A 14,587-nucleotide genomic window follows, 5' to 3' on the forward strand; every position below is an offset into this window, starting at 1 on the left:
ATGCCCTCCTCATTATCCCTGAACAGGGTAGTCTCGAACCAGTTGCCCGTTCTCGTACACTTTGACGTCGCCTTTTTCACCAGGCGTCAGATAGAGTACTTCCTGCCACGAGGTGTGTCGACGAATCCGCTGATTGACAACCACTTGCCCAGTTCCACGCGCGTCGTCGATCATGATTTCCACGTCAGTCGGTGGGCCTTTCGGCGGATCGACGGTCACCTGCACACTGTGCGGCTGCTCGTCTGAAGCGTTCGCCACAGCGTTGTTGGTGGGAGGTGTTGTCGCATTGCCATCACCGTTGCCTACAGAATTTCCAACACCATTTCCAAACTCTGTATCATTGCCAGTGCCATTCGTACCTCCAGAGTTTCCTGTGAGGTTCCCACCCGCTCCCTGATCCGAGCCGTTCGAGTTCGAGGTGCTATTATCCGGTGCAACAGATGGATTGCTGACGACGTACATATTGATGGTCGATCCCGCAGGTACAGAATCCCCCTCAATATACGGGTACACATATGACACCAGCGGATCCTGATTTACCAGATTGCTTGGCGTTACACTTCCGACAGTCAGCCCGGCGGCTTGAATCGCCGCTTCCGCCTGCTGTAGTGGCAAGCCAACTAGTTTCGGCACCGTGACATATTTCTCCTCGCTCACGGTGAGGGTGATTTTTGCATTTAAAGGTACCGAAGTTCCGGCTGGCGGATTGCTCGAGATGACTTGACCCGTTGGCACCGTCGTGCTCTGTTCCGTCTGCTCCGTGATGTTGTTCGCCGAAAATCCAGCACTGATGAGCGATTGCTTTGCTTGATCGAACGGTTCATTGGTCACGTCTGGCATGGCCACTTTCGGCGCGCCTTGACTTACATAAAGGGTAATATCCCGCGTCTTTTTGACCTGTGTCCGTCCAGGTGGCGATTGTTCATAGACGATCCCTTTCGCTTCGTGCAAATTCGGCTCGAGCTTTTCAACGATTTGATTTCGCGAAAAACCCACCGCTTCTAGCGCAGAGACCGCTTTTGCCGCGGGTTTACCAACGACAGAAGGCACTTCTACGTTCGGCACTGTCATCAAGTTTGTAACCAAGACGATAGCGGCGTAACCGCCAAGACCGAGCGCAGCGACAGCTAATACCGCGATACCAGTCACCATGCCGATCCGCTTCCAGCGCGGCATCTTGGGCTTTGACTCCTGTGTCCCGGCGTTCGCCAGCTTGTCGCCCATATGCTCCCCCATTGCCGGTATCACGATGGTCTTGTCATCGCAGTCAAGCGCTGGCTCAAACTTAGGGACATTTGGATGTTCCAAAGCCGTATCGAGATCGGCTTTGACTGCAGCCATATTGTCATATCGGCCTTCCGGAGCTTTTACCAGACAGCGAAGAATGATATTTTCCACACTCTGTGGAATCGATTTATTCAAGTCCCGCGGTTCGACAAACGGCTCACGCAGGTGTTTTAAAGCGACGCTGACCGGGGAATTCCCGTCAAATGGAAGTTTACCCGTCAACATCTCATACATCACAATTCCCAGGGAATAAATATCGCTCTTTGCCGTGGTCGGCGCGCCTCGAGCCTGTTCCGGTGAAAAGTAATGCACGGACCCTAAGACCGACGTAGCCTGTCTGTCTGCGATTGTGTGCCCGGTCGCTGCACGCGCAATACCGAAATCAGCCACCTTGACTTGCCCGTGGCGGTTCAACAGGATATTGTGAGGCTTGATATCGCGGTGGATGACGTGCAAATCGTGCGCATGTTGCAATGCAGAGCAAATCTGCTTGCTGATATCGATGACCTCGTCCACCGGCAATGGCGCCCGCTCGATAATCACGTCCTTCAGTGTCGGTCCATCGACGTACTCCATGACGATGTACTGCTCGCCTTCCGAGATACCCACGTCGTACACGTTGACGATATTTGGATGCGATAGCCGCCCTGCCGCTTGCGCCTCTTGCCGAAAGCGGCGGACGAACTCTTCGTCCTCGACAAATTGGCTGCGCAGCATTTTAACCGCCACAACGCGATCCAAGAGCGTATCGACCGCACGATAGACGACTGCCATACCACCGTCGCCAATCGTCTCCTCTAGTCGATAACGGCCTCCAAGAATGCGCGAGGTCATTTGTTGCCAGCCTCCTCTCGGTTCACCGCGACAAGAACCGTCACGTTGTCCGTACCGCCGCGCGCAAGCGCCGCTTGAATCATTGCGTCGACCACTCGCTCCAAATCGACAACCGTTGCGACCACGCGAGCGTCTTCCATGAAGGACCGAATTTCGTCATCTGCAACATGATTGGTCAAACCGTCTGAACACAAGAGCACCACATCGTCAGAATGCCAGGGATACAAATTCAAATCCGGATAGCTGTGCGGTTCTGTGCCGAGCGATCTCGTCACGATGTTTCGCTGGGGATGATGCTTTGCCTCTTCCTGTGTCAGTTGCCCGCGGCGCACCAACTCTGCAACCAGGCTGTGATCATCGGTCACCTGGCTGAACTCGGAGCCGGATAGCATATACGCCCGGCTATCGCCTACGTGCGCAATGTATAGCACACCAGGCCTTGCAAACGCGCAGACAATCGTTGTGCCCATTCCGCGATAACTAATGTTTTCGCATGCCTGCTGATAAATCGCAGCATTGGCTGTAGCGAGTGCCGAGAGTAGAATCTCGCCCGGATCGCTATCTGGGCGCAGATGCTCGCGCACGTAGAGCCCTACGCGCTCGATGGCCAACTGACTGGCAACGTCCCCCGCCTGCGGACCACCCATCCCGTCCGCGACGACGAATAGCTCTCCTGCGGAAAGCCCTGGCAAGACAGAGAAGCCATCCTGGTTCATGGTTCGAACGAGACCAATGTGCGACTTCGCAGCATACAACATGCCAACACCTCAATACTCAAACCAAACGAGCGCTCGATCACGCTCGCCGATTCATATGTTGAGCGCGCAACTGGCCGCACGCCGCCGCGATATCATGACCCATTTCGCGCCGGATCGTCGCGTTGATGCCCGCTTCTTGCAATGCATTCCAAAATGCGTAAATCTGTTTCTTTTCTGTACGCCGATACTCGCGCTCCGGTACGTAATTGACCGGGATTAGGTTGACGTGACAAGGCAGGTCGCGAATCAACTCGGCTAACTCTCGCGCACACGCAAGGCTATCATTTTGTCCCGCCACGAGTGCGTATTCGAAAGAAATCCGCTTCCCTGTTTTTTGATAGTAATAATGACATGCTTCCATCAGCTTGGCAATCGGGTATGCCTTATTGACCGGCATCATTCTGCCCCGTAGCTCATCGTTCGGCGCGTGCAGGGACACCGCGAGCGTGATCGGCCGCCCTTCGTCAGCCAGCCTGCGAATACCAGGTACAAGGCCCACGGTAGAAATGGTAATGTGACGCTGGCCGATATGAAGTCCATGGGCATCGCTGACAATATCGATAAAGCGCATGACGTTGTCATAGTTGTCCATAGGCTCACCGGATCCCATCAAAACGATGGAAGATACGCGTCCGCCCTGGCCATCGAGTAGCGATTGGCTGTACATCAACTGTTCGACCATTTCGCCAGCCTGCATCTGACGGATCATACCACCGAGCGTCGAGGCGCAAAACGTGCAGCCCATTTTACAACCGACCTGAGAGGATACACACACGCTGTTGCCGTAATTGTGACGCATGAGCACCGTTTCGACAGTCACACCATCCGGCCATTCAAGTAGAAACTTCGAGGTCGGATCGACCTTCGAATCCTGGCGCACCACTTCCTTGGCGCTACGCAAAAAGGCCCGTTCGGCCAGCGCTTCTCGCAAAGACTTAGGTAGATTCGTCATCTCTTCGAAACGAGTCGCGCGCTTTTGATACATCCACTCAAACAGTTGTACCGCACGATACGGCTTTTCCCCGAATTCGCGAGCGAGCCAGTCCTTAAGTTCAGGTAATGTAAAGTTATACAAGTGAACCATGCGTTTCACCCCCTCAATTTCGTCGCAATCTCGCCATGTAAAATCCGTCCGTCGCAAACATGTCCGGCGTCAATGTCAAGCCGACGGCGACCTGACCCGCCAGAGGCGCCGGGACATCATGCGCGATATCATCCAAGGAGACCGCCCCTTGCAGTTCATCGACCACGCCTAAGACAACCTTCTCATTTTCTTCCGGCAACAGCGTACACGTCGCATAGACCACATAGCCGCCTGGCTTGACGATCCGGCAGGCATGGCGTAACAAATCCGTCTGTAAGGCGGTCAACGCTGCCACGTCTGCTTCTGTCCGCCGTTGCCGAATATCCGGGCGACGCCGCATCACGCCAAGCCCGCTGCACGGAGCATCGACGAGCACCGCGTCATACGGCGGATTGCCAGATACATCGCGCCCGTCGCCAAGACGTGCACGCACACTCGTGAGATGCAGGCGCGAGCAGGCGTCCACAATCGTCTGTATCTTCGAGATGTATACGTCGTACGCGTCGATCACGCCTGTGTCGCGCATCAATTCGGCGATCTGCGTCGTCTTCCCCCCCGGCGCAGCGCACATATCGAGGACGCGCATACCAGGTTCAGGCCGCAGCAAGGGTGCGATTAACATCGCGCCTTCATCCTGCACCGTCAACGAACCATGGTGGTAAAGGTCCAATCGCTCGATGTCGATCGCGCCAGTAATCCGCAAGGCCCCGTCGTAGAGTGCTCCCCGCTCGATTTCACCGACGCCTTGCGCGGTAAGAGCCGACGCGACCGACTCGACAGAAGCTCGCAAGGGATTGACGCGCACGGCCGTCGCGCCAGGGCGATTACCCGCCGCCAGTATAGCCTCGGCGCGCTCCCTGCCGTATGCCGCGACCAACCGCGCAACCATCCAGCGCGGATAGCTGTGCAGTAGCGACAGTTGTGCGATGTCGTCACGGTCAGTTCGTCGCACATGAATCCGTGACTCCCAATCCGTCCCATCCCGCAGATAGCTGCGCAAGACGGCGTTGACAAATGAAGCAGATCGTGGGTTGACTCGCTTGGCCATATCGACGGCATCGCTGGTCACAGCGTAAGCTGGGAGCCTCGACAACCAGCTAAGCTGATAGACGCTCATGCGCAAGATGGTCAAAATCTCGACTTCCAAAGCCGCTAAACCCCGCCGCACGTACGGAGCGAGCAGGTAATCGATGGTCAACTGGCGACGGACTGTTCCGTAAGCTATTTCCGTCGCCAAAGCCTTGTCGCGATCGCTCAATTCGCGCTTGGCGAGTGCCTGTTGCAAGGCCAAGTTGACATACGCCCGGTCTTTTGCCACACGCACGAGTGCGTGGTATGCGGTCCATCTAGCTGGAGAGATCACTTGTGTCGATCCTTTCAAAAACCACAGTATCGGTACGCAAGCCGGCGAGCCAGGCTCCAGCGCTCATCGGCCGCTTCCCCGCAGGTTGCACTTGCTCTACGACGTAGACGCCATTGCCGCAAGCGACTACTGCCGTGTCACCCAAGCGGCGAGCCAAACCAGGTTCACCTGGCAAGTGGCCATCGCCGACATGACCACGCAGGATTTTGAGTTGCCGACCATCTGGCGCGATCGCGCTGGCGCCTGGCCATGGGGCCAACGCTCGCACCCGTAGCGCAATCGCATCTGCAGCGAGTTGCCAATCGATCCACTCGTCGCTGCGCGTGAGTTTCTCTGCGTACGTCACGCCTGACGTGGGTTGTGGGACCGCCTGCAGTTCACCACGCACGTAAGCGGGCAGGATCTCCGCACACATCTGGCCACCGAGCGCGGCTAACTTGTCATGTAACTCGCCAGCAGTGGTGTCGGGTCCAATTGGTAACTCCTGCTGCGCAATCATCGGCCCCGCATCTAGTTCGCGCACCATCTCCATGAGCGTCACGCCTGTTTTGGTATCGCCGGCGAGAATCGCGCGCTGAATCGGTGCCGCACCGCGCCAGCGCGGCAACAGTGAGGCGTGGACGTTGACCGCGCCACTTTTTGCGAGTTTGAGCACTCTGTCGGGCAGCAACTGTCCGTACGCCGCTGTGACCAGAATATCCGCGTCCCACTCGGAAAGCGCGCGCACACTATCAGGGTGGCCCACTTTCTCTGGTTGCAACACGCGTAAGCCAAGTTCGAGCGCGCGCCGTTTCACCGGCGGCGGTGTCAAAAGCCGCTTGCGTCCAGCCGGGCGATCCGGCTGTGTGACCACGCACACTTCCCAGGAAAGTCGCACCAAGGCCTCAAGCGCTGGCAAAGCGAAGTCTGGTGTGCCCATAAAGAGAGCGCGCACGGACATTAGGAACGCTCCCCGACCGTTGCCCGCTCAATTTGATCCGGGCGCAGGTAGTCGATAAACAGAATGCCATCGAGATGATCGATCTCATGTTGCAAGCAGCGAGCCAACAAATCGCGCCCCTCAATTTCAAAGAACTCCCCATTTCGATCCTGAGCTCGCACCTTGACATATGCCGCGCGCTCCACGATACCGGAGAGCCCTGGTAGAGAAAGGCACGCCTCACGCTCATGTTGCTCACCCTCGCGCGCGATGATCTCTGGATTCACCAATTCGATCCAAGCGCGTTTCGCAAAACTATCCTCGTTAGGCGCTACGTCGATGACGACCAGCCGCTTTAAAATGCCGATCTGATTCGCGGCGAGTCCAATGCCATCAGCGTGATACATCGTCTCTGCCATGTCGTCGAGCAACTTGTGGATAGCAGGTCCAAATTGTGTAACCGGCTTGGCCTTTTGGCGCAAAGCCTGATCTTCCCCTTTGCGAATGATGCGAATGGCCATGATACGGCCTCCTTTAAATTTAGAATACATGGACTTAGCCGATTCTCTGTGCATTGACGTCAAGGCGGCAACTACCACCCAGACGATTCATCCGTTCCTTGACTACACGATAGCTTTGCGTGACATCTTGCCCTACATCTTCCCACCGACCATACTTTAGCACAACCTGATACCGATACAGGTTGTCGATACGCCGAATTCCACTCGGCGACGCGGGCAACAGGGTCATGTAATCGATAGCACCCGAACGCCGCAACTCGCGTTCAAAGCGCATGGCCGCGCCACGTGCGACGTGTTCGGCCGGATGCGAAGCAAGAAATACGGCCAGTTCACAAAATGGCGGATACGTGAAAAACGCCCGTTGATTGCGTTCTTCGCGATAAAAGGTCACAAAATCATGCGCAGCCGCAGCTTGGATGGCAAAATGCTCAGGACGATACGTCTGGATGAGCGTCACGCCGTCCGTGTCCGCACGGCCCGCACGCCCCGCCACTTGCGTCAACAATTGAAACGTCCGCTCATGCGCACGGTAATCGGGCAGTGTCAACATCGTATCTGCGGCGACGACCCCAACCAAGCGCACGCGCGGGAAATCCAACCCCTTGGCAATCATCTGAGTGCCGATCAGAACGTCCGCGCGCCCGGCTTCGAAATCGGCGACGATTTGTTGCATCGCACCTTTCTTACGGGTGGTATCGACATCCATGCGCAACACGCGAAAGTCTGGCCAAAGCGTGGCAATCGCGGATTCAATTTGTTCCGTGCCAATTCCGAACGCTCGCAAGGCGCGCTCGCCGCAAGCCGGACAGCAATCGCTGTACGATTGCTCGTAGCCACAATAGTGGCAAACCAGCCGCATCCCGCCATCCGCGCGATGCACCGTCAGATGGATGTCACAGTGTGGGCACTGAACGCCCTCACCGCACGCGCGACACAAAGTAGAACTCGCATATCCCCGCCGATTAAGAAACAAAATGGCCTGTAGCCCAGAGCGCACGGTTGCCTCGAGTTCTTGCTGCAGTCGCTCGCTAAACAGCGACTTGTTTCCCGTGCGCAGCTCTTCCCGCATATCGACAATTTCAACTTTCGGCAAAGGCTTGCCATTTGCCCTCTGTGGCAATGAGACCAAAGTCGCCCGCCCGTCCTCGACCTGGCGAATGGCCCACAGTGACGGCGTTGCCGATCCGAACACGACCAAGGCGCCCGCCGTTTCGGCACGCCTTACGGCAATTTCGCGAGCGTCGTAATGCGGAGCGTCCTCCTGCTTATATGAAGGCTCGTGCTCTTCATCGACGATGACCAGTCCCAAATTGCGAACCGGCGCAAACACGGCAGACCGGGCCCCGATGACGATACTTGCGTCGCCGCGCAAAATGCGCGCCCACTCGTCGCGCCGCTCACCCTGCGCGAGCGCCGAGTGCAAAACGGCGATGCGATCGCCAAATCTGCTGTAAAAGCGACCGACCATTTGCGGCGTCAGCGCGATCTCGGGCACGAGCAACACTGCCTGCCTGCCCTGGCGCACGACTTCGTCGATAGCGCGCATGTACACCTCTGTCTTACCGCTACCCGTGACGCCATGAACAACGGCCATGTGCGCCCCAGGTGCCTGGATCAACTGTGCCAAACGAGCGGTTGCACGAGCCTGGTGAACCGTCAACGCGGGCGCCGGACGTTCCTCGCGATCCGGCCAAATAAATCGCGAGACAGGCCGTTCGTCGACCCGCACGAGTCCGGCCTCGACAAGCGGCTGAACGGTCGTGCGCGGATACTCTTTGCGCGCCCAAGTCAATTCCCCGCTCACAGCCAACTGGCGCAACAACGCCGCTTGCCGAGGCGCACGGGTTTCGCGCGCTGCGGCCGCTTGCAGCAGCTCAGCCGGCGCCTTTGTGGCGGACAAAAACGACTGCAAGCGCGCCTGCACCTGCTCTGACACATGCAAGACGCGCTCTAAATAGCCCAGTTCAACCCATGCTTCAATTTGCGCCTTGGCGTTCGAGTCGAGTTTTGCCACTGCGCGATCGTCCGGCTTCTTTTGTAAGACGAATTGCCAGGTCGACGACGCGCGTACGTCGTCAGGCACGTCCACTCCGCGTGCCGGCTGTAATTGCAAACCTCCTGTAACACGAAATGCCCCGGGCAGGATGGCCGACAACGCCTCGGGCAACGTCGCTGCGTATCGTTCGCAAAGCCACTCGGCAAGCCGAAGTTGTTCCTCGGTCAACACGGGCTCCACATCGACGACGGAAGCGACAGGGCGCACGCGCGACGAGACGTCCGCTTCGCTGCGAACGCGCCAAATTACGCCTGCCTTCCAGGCGGACCGAAACGGCACGACCACGCGCACGCCAGGTTTTGCGTTCGACGCGAGCGCACGTGGCAAAAGATAATCGAACCGCTTGTCCAAAAAGAGACCCGGCGCATCGATGACAACCTCTACCAGAAAGTGGCTCATGCGCCTTGTTCGCCGCCCAACTGTGCGCGCAGGTCCTTGATGCGCGACAAAATTTGGTCCGCCACTCGATGCTTCGCCATCATCGGAAGTTCATTAACTTCACCTGATTTGGTCAACAATGTCACTTGATTCGTATCGACGTCAAATCCTGCCCCTGGCTTGCTGACGTCGTTGATGACAATCAGATCGAGGCCCTTTTCCTCGAGCTTTTTTCTGCCGTACTGAATCGGATCGCGCGTCTCGGCCGCAAAGCCAACAATCGTTTGTCCGCGCCGCCGGCGCTGGCTCATGATGGCGAGGATGTCTGGCGTTTCAACGAGATCAATGTGCATCAAACCTTGTGATTTCTTCCATTTGTGCTCGTAGAATACCGCCGGACGGAAATCGGCTGGCGCGGCTGCGGCGATGAGCACGTCGGCATGCTCCATGGCACGCTCTACACCTGCTAGCATTTCGTCGGTCGAGCGCACGTAGAGCATCTCGGCCCCCGGTACAGGTTGCAAATGTGTTGGGCCGCTCACGAGTGTCACTTGTGCACCACGAGCAACGGCCTGTTGCGCGATGGCATAGCCCATCTTACCGCTCGAGCGGTTGGTCAGATAACGCACCGGATCGATATCCTCGACAGTGGGACCGGCGGTGACCACGATGTGTAACCCGGCGAGATCGCGCTCCTGTTGGAGCAACGCCTCGATGACCTCGGCGATATCCTCAGGTTCCGGCATCCTGCCCTTACCCGTATAACCGCAGGCGAGCGGACCCTCGCCTGGGTCGAGTACCAAATTGCCTCGTTGCCGAAGTGTCGCCAAGTTGGCCTGAACGGCCGGATGCTCATACATGTGGACATTCATCGCCGGTGCGATCACGGTCGGACACGTCGCTGCAAGCGCCGTCGTCGTCACCATATCGTCCGCCAAGCCATGCGCCAGCTTGCCAATCAAATTGGCGGTGGCCGGAGCGATCACGTACAGCGCGGCGCGATCCGCGACTGCGATATGCGCGATCTCGGACGGATTCGGCTCCGCAAACGTGTCAAAGATGACGGGATGCTTCGTCAAGGCCTGCAACGTCAACGGCTGAATAAAACGCGTCGCGTGCTCGGTCATCAGCGCCTGCACGTCATACCCGCGTTTGACAAGCAACGAGCAGAGCGCGGCCGATTTGTATGCCGCAATGCCGCCACCGACACCGACAAGAATGGTTTTAGGTTCCATCCTCTGCCCCCCTTTAACCATGTCATCACCCATCACGAAGAGAGGCAGAACAACGCGCGGTTGCCCTGCCTCTACCGTTGACACAAGATTAATGCGATTCTGGTTCAACCCGGCTGTAACGAATGGTACCGTCGCTGATCTCCCACAGTGCACGGCTGACGTTGCGCGTCGTCGACGAACCCGGTTGGTTCATCGTCTCCGTCTGCAATTTGCGCGCACGTTTTGCGGTCAATACCACCAGCGCATATTTGCTGTCACAGACCTCCAACAGACGATCAATAGACGGATAAATCATCGTTCGTTCACCTCAAACGGACAAGGACATGCGTAAACCTGCCCCTGTTACCTATCTACACGCTCGTATCACAAATTCAAAACTACCCATCATTGTATAACGAGTTATGCGCAAAGCCAAGTGGGGAATTTTTATTCGATATTTTGCACCTGCTCACGCAACTGTTCGACAATGACTTTCATCTCGACCACGCGCTGTGCGATTTCCGGATCGGCGGACTTGGCGCCAATCGTGTTCGTCTCGCGGTGCATCTCTTGCACCAAAAAATCCAACCGCCTTCCCACAGGCTCCTGATTTGCCATGGCCTCACGAAACGCGACGATGTGGCTCTGCAACCGCACGAGTTCTTCGTCGATTGCACTGCGCTCCGCAAACAACAGGACTTCCTGCAGCATGCGCGCCGGATCCATCTCGATACCAAGTTCGGCGATTCGCCGCGCAAGCGTCTGGCGTTTCTCTTCGACGGCCAGCGGACCTCTAGCCTGTACGGCAGCCAGGTGTGTTTCCAGCATGGCCAATTTTCCTTGGCAATTTTCAGCGAGGCGTGCCCCCTCGTCGCAACGCACCTTGACGAGTTGCGCGAGCGCGGTATCCAACAGACTGCACAAAGCCTCGGCAATCTGTCCTTCATCCAACTCTGCTTTCCGCTGGATCAACACTCCCGGATACATCAACCACTCGCGGGCCGTTTGCCGTTCGGCGGGTGCACAAAGGCGCGCGACAAGCCCTTGCTCGGCTTTTAACAAGGCGTCGAGCAAGGGCCAGTTGACATCGATATCGACAGCCGTCACCGCGAAATCTGCCACGTTGACGAACAGGTCGACGCGGCCGCGCGATACGGCGGTTTGCAGGCGACTGCGAAGGTTATCTTCAAACAGGGCCCATTCCCGCGGCAGACGAATGGTGAATTCTGAAAAACGGTGATTGACCGACTTGACCTCCAACGTCACGTCGTATGGCCCAACCTTGCCTTGACTGCGGCCAAACCCGGTCATGCTCCGAAACGCCATTTCGCTACCCCCGTCCCCGTGTTCCCCAACATTCTACAATGCGCCGGGGCCGTGGGCAATTCGGCTTGCTTCAGGCAGCCATTCTGTCGTCGTTAGCTCCGCTTTTGGGGCGAAGTACGTTGCGCCCAAGGCGGCGGATCGACAGAGCGAACGTCGGGATGGCGGCGAGCACAAGGACAATGATCCAATCGGTCAGACCCAACGGAACCGTGTGGAACGCCTTCGCGATTTTTGGCACATAAATCGTAAAGGCAAACAACACAACCGACGAGATGACGGCCAGGATGAGCCAGATGTTCCCGAGCGGATTGCGCTTCATAATACCGCCTTCAAGACTTCTGCAGTCGAAGACGAGAATCAACTGTGCCATGGTCAACGTCGCATAGGCCATCGTTTGCGCATGTGCCAGATTCTTATCTGTTTTCAAGGACCAAACGAACACCGCAAGCGTCACCAAACCAATGAGAATGCCGCGCGAGAGAATCTTGGTCGCCATGCCTTTGGCAAAAATCCCTTCATGGACGTCGCGCGGACGGCGTTTCATGATATCGCCTTCCGGAGAATCCACGCCAAGCGCGATCGCGGGCAAACCATCCGTCACCAAATTGACCCACAAGATCTGTATCGGCGCGAGCGGCAGCGGTAACCCGGCGAGCATCGCGGCGAACATCGTCACAATCTCGCCAACGTTGGACGCCAATAGGTAACGAATAAACTTTTTGATGTTGTCGTAGATGCCGCGACCCTCTTCCACCGCCGCGACGATGGTCGCAAAATTGTCATCAGCAAGGACGAGACTCGAAGCTTCCTTAGCGACGTCGGTTCCCGATTGGCCCATGGCAATCCCGATGTCGGCCTGTTTAATGGCAGGCGCATCGTTGACGCCGTCGCCAGTCATCGCGACCACATGTGCGTTTGCCTGTAGCGCGCGGACAATGCGGAGCTTGTGTTCCGGTGTCACGCGGGCGTAGACGTAGACGTCGTTGACTACTTGGGCAAGCTTCCCGTCGTCCATCGCGTCCAACTCGACGCCTGTCATGACTCGACCATTGGTCGGCAAAATGTCGAGTTCCTTCGCAATCGCCATTGCCGTCACCTGATGATCACCTGTGATCATCACAGTGCGGATACCGGCACTGCGCGCGGTTGCGATCGCGTCCTTCACTTCTTCACGCGGCGGATCGATCATGCCGCACAGCCCGACGAATACCAATTCTCTTTCCCACTCTGCTTCCCGCGCCGCCTCGATGCTCGGAAACTTCCGGTAGGCAAATGCCAGATTGCGCATTGCCCCTTCGGCCATCTCAAGATTGGCAGCCTGAATTTGCTTGCGCGTATTTTGGCCAAGCGATTCCTCGCGGCCACCGGCGAGCACGCGGCTACAGCGCTCGAGCAATACGTCAGGCGCACCTTTGACGAATGCAAACACGTCCGTGCCTGCCTTCACCAATACGGACATGAGCTTGCGATCCGAATCAAACGGCTGTTCGCCGACGCGCTCGTAGACGGCCGCGACATCGGAGAACCCAGCCTTGCGCGCTAGAACAAGTAGAGCGCCTTCCGTCGGATCGCCCTGTATCGCGTAGTCGACGCCGCCCTCGACCTCCTTCTCGACGATCGCGGCGTTGTTACATGCCGCTGCAATCTCGACGAGGCTCTTCAGAGCCGGTCGCTTGTTCGGGTCGATTTTGTGATTGTCGATCAAAAATTCGCCGGTCTGTTGATACCCACTGCCCGTGACGGTCACATAGGTGCCATCGGCAAACAACTTCTGCACCGTCATGCGATTTTGCGTCAGCGTTCCCGTCTTGTCTGAGCAGATGATCGTCGCACAGCCAAGTGTCTCCACCGATGGCAGCTTGCGAACGATGGCGTTGCGCTTGATCATCCGCTGCACGCCCAAGGCGAGCGCAATCGTGACAATGGCCGGGAGCCCTTCGGGAATGGCAGCGACAGCAAGCGAGACGCCAGCGAGAAACATCTCGTAGAGCGCGTGACCGTGCAAGACACCAGCGATGACGACGAGCACCGTGATCCCAAGCGAAATCCAGACCAACGTTTTACCTAGTTGATCAAGCCGCTGCTGAAGCGGTGTCAACTGTTCTTCGGACTGTTGCATTAGATCTGCGATCTTCCCCATCTCAGTGGCCATGCCAATTGCAGTGACCACGACTTCCGCCTTGCCGCGCGTGACCATGGTGCCCATGTAGACCATGTTCTTGCGATCCCCAAGGTTGCTGTTCGCTTCAATCACAGCTTTCGGGTCCTTGCTTGCCGGAACCGACTCGCCCGTCAACGCCGATTCCTCGACATCGAATGCGACCGCCTTGAGAATGCGTCCGTCTGCAGGAACGCGATCGCCGTCTTCCAGCAACACGATGTCCCCGGGCACGAGCTCCTTGGCTGGCACCTCAATCACCTTGCCGCCGCGCCGCACGCGTGCCACGGGAGCCGTCAGTTCTTTGAGCGCCGCGAGCGATCGCTCCGCGCGAATTTCTTGGACAAAGCCGAGAATACCATTGAGCACGATGATTGCGATAATCGTGATCGCGTCCGTGTACTCGCCGAGCAAGCCAGAAATCAACGTCGCTGCGAGCAAGACCAGGATCATAAAATCGCGAAACTGGTTTAAAAACACGGTCAATAGCGAAACCTTGCTGCCTTCGCTTAGCAAGTTCAAACCGTGTGTCCGCCTTCTTGCCTCCACATCTTCGGCAGAAAGACCGTTTGCGGAGCTACCAAGCGCCTGCAAGCACTCCGCATCACTCAGCGCGTGCCAGTGCTGTTCCAACTGAGCCACCCCTTCGCCAACTTGTCTCGTAATCTCTATGCCCGGCCAAGCAGGAA

11 protein-coding genes are annotated in these 14,587 nt (G+C 57.2%); all 11 read right to left on the reverse strand.

What is annotated here, in order from left to right; translation table 11 throughout:
* Window positions 1-12: 12 nt before the first annotated feature.
* The 11 genes from pknB to BLU70_RS08270 all read right to left on the reverse strand — a co-directional run bounded on the left by pknB (window position 13) and on the right by BLU70_RS08270 (window position 14,531).
* Window positions 13-2,121, reverse strand: coding sequence for a Stk1 family PASTA domain-containing Ser/Thr kinase (pknB, locus tag BLU70_RS08220; RefSeq protein WP_074693178.1), 2,109 nt, complete (start codon window positions 2,119-2,121; stop codon window positions 13-15).
* Window positions 2,118-2,879, reverse strand: a complete 762-nt coding sequence (locus BLU70_RS08225; protein WP_006446897.1) for a Stp1/IreP family PP2C-type Ser/Thr phosphatase — start codon at window positions 2,877-2,879, stop codon at window positions 2,118-2,120. The genes pknB and BLU70_RS08225 overlap by 4 nt, the downstream gene beginning before the upstream one ends.
* A gap of 37 nt (window positions 2,880-2,916) precedes the next feature.
* Window positions 2,917-3,963, reverse strand: coding sequence for a dual-specificity RNA methyltransferase RlmN (gene rlmN / locus BLU70_RS08230; RefSeq protein WP_040289401.1), 1,047 nt, complete (start codon window positions 3,961-3,963; stop codon window positions 2,917-2,919).
* A gap of 13 nt (window positions 3,964-3,976) precedes the next feature.
* Window positions 3,977-5,326 carry a 16S rRNA (cytosine(967)-C(5))-methyltransferase RsmB gene (gene rsmB / locus BLU70_RS08235; RefSeq protein ID WP_074693179.1) on the reverse strand — a complete coding sequence of 450 codons (1,350 nt, stop codon included), beginning with the start codon at window positions 5,324-5,326 and terminating at the stop codon, window positions 3,977-3,979.
* Complete coding sequence (gene fmt, locus BLU70_RS08240; protein ID WP_040289399.1) at window positions 5,310-6,266, reverse strand: methionyl-tRNA formyltransferase; 957 nt, start codon at window positions 6,264-6,266, stop codon at window positions 5,310-5,312. Before fmt ends, rsmB begins: the two co-directional genes overlap by 17 nt.
* Window positions 6,266-6,766, reverse strand: coding sequence for a peptide deformylase (gene def / locus BLU70_RS08245; protein ID WP_006446893.1), 501 nt, complete (start codon window positions 6,764-6,766; stop codon window positions 6,266-6,268). Before def ends, fmt begins: the two co-directional genes overlap by 1 nt.
* 34 nt (window positions 6,767-6,800) lie before the next feature.
* Complete coding sequence (priA, locus tag BLU70_RS08250) at window positions 6,801-9,221, reverse strand: primosomal protein N' (protein WP_074693180.1); 2,421 nt, start codon at window positions 9,219-9,221, stop codon at window positions 6,801-6,803.
* On the reverse strand, window positions 9,218-10,435 hold the full coding sequence (coaBC, locus tag BLU70_RS08255; protein WP_006446891.1) for a bifunctional phosphopantothenoylcysteine decarboxylase/phosphopantothenate--cysteine ligase CoaBC: 1,218 nt from the start codon (window positions 10,433-10,435) through the stop codon (window positions 9,218-9,220). Before coaBC ends, priA begins: the two co-directional genes overlap by 4 nt.
* 88 nt (window positions 10,436-10,523) lie before the next feature.
* Window positions 10,524-10,730 carry a DNA-directed RNA polymerase subunit omega gene (gene rpoZ / locus BLU70_RS08260; protein WP_006446890.1) on the reverse strand — a complete coding sequence of 69 codons (207 nt, stop codon included), beginning with the start codon at window positions 10,728-10,730 and terminating at the stop codon, window positions 10,524-10,526.
* A gap of 131 nt (window positions 10,731-10,861) precedes the next feature.
* Window positions 10,862-11,740 carry a YicC/YloC family endoribonuclease gene (locus tag BLU70_RS08265; protein WP_074693181.1) on the reverse strand — a complete coding sequence of 293 codons (879 nt, stop codon included), beginning with the start codon at window positions 11,738-11,740 and terminating at the stop codon, window positions 10,862-10,864.
* Between the two features lie 70 nt (window positions 11,741-11,810).
* On the reverse strand, window positions 11,811-14,531 hold the full coding sequence (locus BLU70_RS08270; protein ID WP_074693217.1) for a calcium-translocating P-type ATPase, SERCA-type: 2,721 nt from the start codon (window positions 14,529-14,531) through the stop codon (window positions 11,811-11,813).
* Between the last annotated feature and the right edge of the window lie 56 nt (window positions 14,532-14,587).

The sequence above is a fragment of the Alicyclobacillus hesperidum genome (assembly GCF_900107035.1).
GTDB lineage: Bacteria > Bacillota > Bacilli > Alicyclobacillales > Alicyclobacillaceae > Alicyclobacillus > Alicyclobacillus hesperidum.

Coding starts and splice junctions, on each gene's coding strand:
- BLU70_RS08225 (WP_006446897.1), bottom strand. CDS start 2,879: ATGTTGTATGCTGCGAAGTCGCACATTGGTCTCGTTCGAACCATGAAC.
- priA (WP_074693180.1), bottom strand. CDS start 9,221: ATGAGCCACTTTCTGGTAGAGGTTGTCATCGATGCGCCGGGTCTCTTT.
- BLU70_RS08265 (WP_074693181.1), bottom strand. CDS start 11,740: ATGGCGTTTCGGAGCATGACCGGGTTTGGCCGCAGTCAAGGCAAGGTT.
- fmt (WP_040289399.1), bottom strand. CDS start 6,266: ATGTCCGTGCGCGCTCTCTTTATGGGCACACCAGACTTCGCTTTGCCA.
- rlmN (WP_040289401.1), bottom strand. CDS start 3,963: ATGGTTCACTTGTATAACTTTACATTACCTGAACTTAAGGACTGGCTC.
- coaBC (WP_006446891.1), bottom strand. CDS start 10,435: ATGGAACCTAAAACCATTCTTGTCGGTGTCGGTGGCGGCATTGCGGCA.
- def (WP_006446893.1), bottom strand. CDS start 6,766: ATGGCCATTCGCATCATTCGCAAAGGGGAAGATCAGGCTTTGCGCCAA.
- pknB (WP_074693178.1), bottom strand. CDS start 2,121: ATGACCTCGCGCATTCTTGGAGGCCGTTATCGACTAGAGGAGACGATT.
- rpoZ (WP_006446890.1), bottom strand. CDS start 10,730: ATGATTTATCCGTCTATTGATCGTCTGTTGGAGGTCTGTGACAGCAAA.